We start from the raw sequence: 6,162 nt of genomic DNA, 5'->3' as shown, positions 1-6,162 counted from the left end.
AAACTCAAAAATAAAGGCGACGCTGTCATCACAATTTAAATGCATAACAGCTTAACTATTACCTACTACTAAGTATTCACAATTTCAATTTCCAAGTTTTTATAGCGTCTCAATGATTTTGGCTTGTTGCGGTAGTTTAGCTTCTCTTTGACCAACAGTACGCGCCTTAGCTGTCAATATACCAATAGGAGTATTTAATAAATCTACAAGGTGAGTTTTACCAGTTAAAGACTTGATACTTTGCTTTGGTAGTTCCTTGAATAACCAACGTGCTAGTCGATAGCTACATTCTTTGAGTGTCATGTCTGGCATTAACTCCACACCATACAATTCGTGCAAATAGCGATTTGAACGCCCATAACGCCGCCATTGACTTTGTAATTCTTTCAGTGTGGTGCGGTGACGGTGTTTGACGATCGCTTCGGTTGCAAATTGTAAACGTCCAATATTTTCTTGTTGAATCCGCCAACAGATATCAGCATCACCACCAGTTGTTAGATAGGGGCGAAACAAACCTGCTTTCTCTAATGCTTGTCGTCGAATCGCCAAATTTGCAGTTTGACCATAGGGATAAAACTTATGATTGAGAGTGTGCTTTTGCGATAGAGTCTGTTGATTTTCAGCAAATTGTTCTAATAAGCTATTACCAGGTAGCGCAGTTATTTCACCAGCGACAATTGCCACATCATTGTTAACAAAAGGTGCAACTAATAATTTTAGCCACTCTGCTTGAGGACGACAATCAGCATCAGTAAAGGCAATAATTTGACCATTAGCAGCGCGAATTCCTCTGTTACGGGCTGCGTAGGAACTTTGAATTTTATTTTCGCTTAAAACACGAATCAATATAGGAGAAGTTTTGGCTGTTTGTTGTAATAATTCCAAAGTGCGATCGCTACTATTATTATCTACTAATAGATATTCGACTAATTCTTTTGGATAAGTTTGAGCAAATAGACAATTAATTAACTCTGGTAAATCCGTTTCACAGTTATAAATAGGAATAACCACCGATACATTAGGTAAGAAAGTATCAGTGGTCATTGTGTTGTTTGATTGGTAATGCATAGTATTTGATCTCAGATTTGGAATTAAAAATTTCTGATAGTTATTTGTTGATGGTTACTTGTTGATGGTTTTTGCAAACAACAAACAACAAACAACAACCAACTACCTAATTTTTAGTATTCCCAAATCCTCAACTTGAGTACTAAAGTCGTAAATTCTTAGCACCGAAGCTGCTTGGCTTTTGAGATGTTTGATTTGGCAAAGGTTGGGCAAACTGATTGTTAGAAAGAATTGACAAAGCACGGTTATACTGAGGATCTTTGTTAGTTCCTAGCAAATCAGGGTTAGATGCGAGCTGACGCTGTTGTTGCTCTGTTAATTCCAGTTTAATATCTGGTGCTATTCCCTTATGGTTAATATCTGTGCCTTTGGGAGTGTAGTAATGGGCTATGGTAATTGCTACACCAGAACCATCTGCAAGTTCATGTACTGATTGGACTAGGGCTTTGCCAAATGTTTGACTACCAACGACGATTGCTCGTCTATTATCTTTAAGTGCGCCTGTGAGAATTTCACTCGCGCTGGCTGAGTTATTATCAACTAGTACTACTAAAGGACGATTTGTGAGGGCTGTGTGATTGGCTTTACTTTCTTCACTGCCACCTCTACGGTCTACAGTGCGGACAATTGCGCCATCATCCATCCACATTCGGGCAATTTCAATACTGGCTTGCAACAAACCACCAGGATTACCCCGTAAATCTAGTACAAAGCCATCGACTTGTTTGGCATTCAAATCACGGATAGCCCGTTGCATCTGATCTGAGGCGTGGGCGCTGAATTCCCGTAAACGAATATAGCCAACTCGGCGACGACCTTCTTGTTTAAGGGCATAACGTACTGTTGGAACTTCAATCGTAGCTCGTGTTAGTTTCAGGTCAAAAGCACTACGCCCATCTCTTTCTAATCGCAAAGTAATCATTGTACCTGCTCTACCACGAATCAGCTTAGAGGCATCTTCGATTTTCATCTGGCTGGTAGGTTTACCATTAATTGCCACAATCTGATCCCCAGCTTTGATTCCGGCTTTGATTGCTGGTGAATTTTCTAAGGCTTCTACAACAACTAGCCGTTTGCTGTTTTCATTCACCTCCATCCGAATGCCAATTCCGGAGACTTCTCCAGATGTTTGGTTGGTTAGAGATTCAAATTGTTTAGGGTCCATAAAGCGTGTATATGGATCTCCCAGCTTTTGCATCGCTTCGCGGATTGCGGTGTAAGCTTCTTCACGAGAAGAATAGTTTCTGCTCAATAGGCTTTGTCTGATTGTTTGCCAGTTTTGGCGATTAAAAGAACCATCCACATATTCGCGATTTACCAGTTGCCATACTTGGTCAACTACCTGTTTAGGGCTATCTTGTAGTGCTGCACGAACAGAACGACTCCAACCTGGCCCGAATGCAGATACTGTAGCTGTGGTGGCGATCGCTCCTCCAATTAAAGCTACTTGCAGTGGCGAGTAACGTTTTGCAGATTGTTTCATGTATATAAGCTGGAATAATTGTGTGGTTGACAGTTTAGCAATCAGAAGCTCTGTAGAAAGTTATAAATTTTTCTGCCTGGCTATACTCCCTTCATTGTTGTTTTCCTTTAAATTATCTTGAAAATACCGTAATACTTATCAAGGACTTTCTCTAGCACTAGTCAACTTGCTCAGTCAGCTTACTGCATTCATATGACGCTTTCATCAGTGTCATAATTGCACTCATTATTACCTAAAATCGGTTATTCCTGGATGCATTAATTTTAATGATTAAAAAATATAGGTAATTTAAATTTTATATAAAGTTCCTATGAAACGTAAAGTTACAAAGCTTAATAACATTCCTCGTAGAAATACCTTATTAAAAAGGTGGGAAGTTTTACGAAAAATTAAAATTGGCTTGGGTATTTTCCTTAGCATTTGGCTGATGTTTACTACTATAACTTTAGTCTGTGCATCCTCTAAGCCAGTAGACGCTTTTTTTGTACTTGGCGGTAGTATCCGTCGAGAAATTTTTGTTGCTAAGTTGATCAAACAACATCCGCAAATCAAGACTTTAATTTCTCGTGGTTCTCCTGATCCCTGTATTTGGCTAATTTTTCAAAGGGAAGTAGCTGCAATGACAAATATCTGGTTGGAGAAGTGCGCTCATTCGACTTTCAGTAATTTCTACTATGGTATTCCGATTCTACGCCGTTGGCATGTGCATAAAGTCATGTTGATTACCTCTGGTACACACTTATCACGGGCTAAGTGGCTAGCACAGATCATGTTAGGGGCGCATGGCATTTGGGTAGAAACAGAAATTGTACAAGAACAAGGTATTCCTGGTAATCGTGAATCTTGGCCAAAAACCGGACTAGATGTTACCCGTAGCTTATTTTGGGCAGGATTAAGCCAGATTATTCAGCCAGAATGTTCACAGGTGACAAAATTGACAGATGTAGACATGAAATCTTGGCAGCATCGCAGTTTTAAATGTGAACGCCAGGGAAACTTATAGTGGGAAAGGGGACACGGGGGACACGGAGGAGACGGAGGACAAGGGAGACACGGGGGACAAGGTAGAACTTCTCTTTCCTGTTCCCTGTTCCCTGTTCCCCAATAACCAATGTCAATTGACAAATGACCAACTAAATAGTTTGTATTGCGATCGCTTGAATAGTTGAGATCGGAACTTCGGTGAAATATTGACGCTGAAATTGTTCTTCGCGAACAGCATCTAAAAACTTGACAATTGTAGCCTCTGCGAGTAATGATTGAGTGTTTGAATGTTGGCTGATTAGCAAATAACGATCTTGTGTTTGGATAGTAAAACCTAAGTGTCTTAATGCCCTAAAACCCATGTGTAAACTTTGATCACCAATGCCGAGTTTTTGCAAAAGTTGAACACGGGTGACTAGTTGATTGGTGCGACTGAGATACTTGGCAATTCCTACCAACGTCAGCCAAATTTGTTCTGGAGATTGATATTCTGTTTTAGACCATGCGATCGCCAATGGTTGCTGATTGTGAAGCGATCGCCTCAACCATGCTCGTAAATCATCCCAACTGGTGGGACATTCTTTAATCAAAAGTGGGGATGTGCTTGATGTACTCGGTGCGATTGGAGTGTTGAGATTGCGCCAGTCTAAAATTTGTGTGGAGTGCTGAGTTACTCTTGCAGATTGTTCATTAGAACGCACGGCAATTAAACGAATTTCGTAACGTTTTTTAAAGGTATTGTAATCTAGCTCTACAATGCAATCACAGCGTCCTGGTGGCAATTCATCTTTATAGTGACCCCACCACACACCAGGGAACGGATTTTTGGTAGACTCATCTCGAATATCAAACTCGGTTTTAATATACTGGATCTTTTTACCCTGGGAATCTTGCTGATTGCGATGCCAACCATTTTCAAACCAACAATTTTGAATCAGCAACTTTGGCACAGGATTACCCATTCCACAGGGTTCCAAAAGTTTTAATTCTAAAAATAATTCTTTCCCCAAATCTCCTACTGTCACCACTAAATCCACCTGTAGTGTTGACATTAAAGTTGCGCCACCCAAACTTTGCCGTAATTGTTGGTTAATTGCTTGTGTAAACAGAGGAATATTTTCCACTGGTAAACTCAACCCCGCAGCATAAGGATGTCCACCAAAACGATGTAACAGATGGGCTTGATTTTTAACCAGTTGGTATAAATCAACAGAATTCACTGAACGCGCAGAACCACGGGCTAGGGATTGGGAATTGGGAGAAAACAGAATGAAAGCTTTCTCCTGTCCCCCTTGTCCTCCTTGTCCTCCCTGTCCCCCAAATCCTTCTGTACTTAACAAAATAGTCGGTCGTCCTGTCTCCTGCGCTACTTGTCCTGCTACTAATCCTAAGACACCTACGGACCATTGAGGATCGTCTAAAACAATGACGCTGGTGGTAGACAAGTCGATTTGGTTGATCTTTTGATTGACTTGTTGAGCAACCTCTTTTTGTAGAGACTTGCGGCGAGAGTTGGCTAATTCTGTTGCTTCTGCTAGCTGATGAACACGCGTCTGGTCGCGACTGGTTAGTAATTCTACGCAGAAACTAGCATCACCTTGAATCCGACTCACAGCATTGATCCGGGGGCCAAGTCCAAAAGAAATATCTGTGGGGCGATCGCCACTTTTCTGACATAATTCCAACAATCGCCCCACCCCTGGACGTCGCCGTTGTGCAGGTGGTAGTTTAAAATCTTCTTGTAGTCGTCCAATTCCCAACTGAGCCAAATAGCGACAATCTCCGCTCAACTGTACTAAGTCAGCAATTAATCCCACTGCGACTAAATCTAATAAATCTTCTAACGGTTGTTGCGGAATACTTGGCAATGTTTGATACAAAGCTTCTATTAACTTGTAAGCAACTGCAACTCCTGAAAGATGAAATAATTGATGATCACCAGGTAAATACCGAGGGTTAATAATGGCTGTTACTGGTGGACGTTCTGCTGGTAGAGTGTGATGGTCTGTAACAATCACATCAATACCTAGCTGTTTTGCATAAGTAATTTCATCAATATTTGTACTGCCAGTATCACAAGTTACGATTAACTTACATCCCTGATTTGCCAACTGATCTATGCCCTGATAGTTGAGTCCATGAGATTCTATTAATCGATTTGGAATGTAGTAAACTAACTGCGAATTTTGGATAAAAAATTGCCCCAACCCATCCAATAACACGGCTGTAGAGGTAATACCATCAGCATCGAAGTCTCCCCAAATGGCGACTTTATCACCAGTTTCCCATGCCTGTTGCAAGCGTTCTACTGCTAGATGCATTTCTTGCCCAAACTCAAACGGACTTGCAGGTAAATAAATTTTGGGATTAACAAAAGTGGCTATTTGTGGTATGCCTTTTATACCACGTTGCCATAACAACTGTGCTGCAAACTGTCCACTAGATGTGGGTGTATACTGCTTGACAGCTTGTAGAAACCATTCTGGTAATTGTTCAGTTGGTGCTAAAATCCACTGTTGTTCGGGCATATCATAAATATAGCAACTTCCGTCTACCTTGCAGCAACTTCCGCCTTCACGTTTGCGTGTTTCGCGCAGCCTGTAGCAACTTCCGTCTACCTTGCAGCA

At 41.1% G+C, this 6,162-nt stretch carries 4 protein-coding genes; 1 reads left to right on the top strand and 3 read right to left on the bottom strand.

The annotated features are described in order from the left end of the window. Positions 1-99: 99 nt before the first annotated feature. Positions 100-1,068 (bottom strand): glycosyltransferase family 2 protein, encoded by a 969-nt coding sequence (locus tag AC5JMK_RS01590; protein WP_096676885.1) that lies wholly within the window; start codon positions 1,066-1,068, stop codon positions 100-102. A gap of 142 nt (positions 1,069-1,210) precedes the next feature. Continuing rightward, positions 1,211-2,551: a carboxyl-terminal processing protease CtpB gene (gene ctpB / locus AC5JMK_RS01585; RefSeq protein ID WP_096676884.1), complete on the bottom strand. Its 1,341-nt coding sequence runs from the start codon at positions 2,549-2,551 to the stop codon at positions 1,211-1,213. A gap of 310 nt (positions 2,552-2,861) precedes the next feature. On the opposite strand from ctpB, the gene AC5JMK_RS01580 reads away from it, so the two are divergent. Continuing rightward, complete coding sequence (locus tag AC5JMK_RS01580) at positions 2,862-3,554, top strand: YdcF family protein (protein ID WP_096676883.1); 693 nt, start codon at positions 2,862-2,864, stop codon at positions 3,552-3,554. 130 nt (positions 3,555-3,684) lie between these two features. Here AC5JMK_RS01580 and AC5JMK_RS01575 read toward each other — a convergent pair whose 3' ends face one another. Beyond that, complete coding sequence (locus AC5JMK_RS01575) at positions 3,685-6,063, bottom strand: single-stranded-DNA-specific exonuclease RecJ (protein ID WP_495909225.1); 2,379 nt, start codon at positions 6,061-6,063, stop codon at positions 3,685-3,687. Between the last annotated feature and the right edge of the window lie 99 nt (positions 6,064-6,162).

The organism is Pelatocladus sp. (genome assembly GCF_059505505.1).
Note: the sequence above shows the minus strand (reverse complement) of the source record. Positions and strands in the feature narration are given on the sequence as shown.

Coding starts and splice junctions, on each gene's coding strand:
- AC5JMK_RS01575 (WP_495909225.1), bottom strand. CDS start 6,063: ATGCCCGAACAACAGTGGATTTTAGCACCAACTGAACAATTACCAGAA.
- ctpB (WP_096676884.1), bottom strand. CDS start 2,551: ATGAAACAATCTGCAAAACGTTACTCGCCACTGCAAGTAGCTTTAATT.
- AC5JMK_RS01580 (WP_096676883.1), top strand. CDS start 2,862: ATGAAACGTAAAGTTACAAAGCTTAATAACATTCCTCGTAGAAATACC.
- AC5JMK_RS01590 (WP_096676885.1), bottom strand. CDS start 1,068: ATGCATTACCAATCAAACAACACAATGACCACTGATACTTTCTTACCT.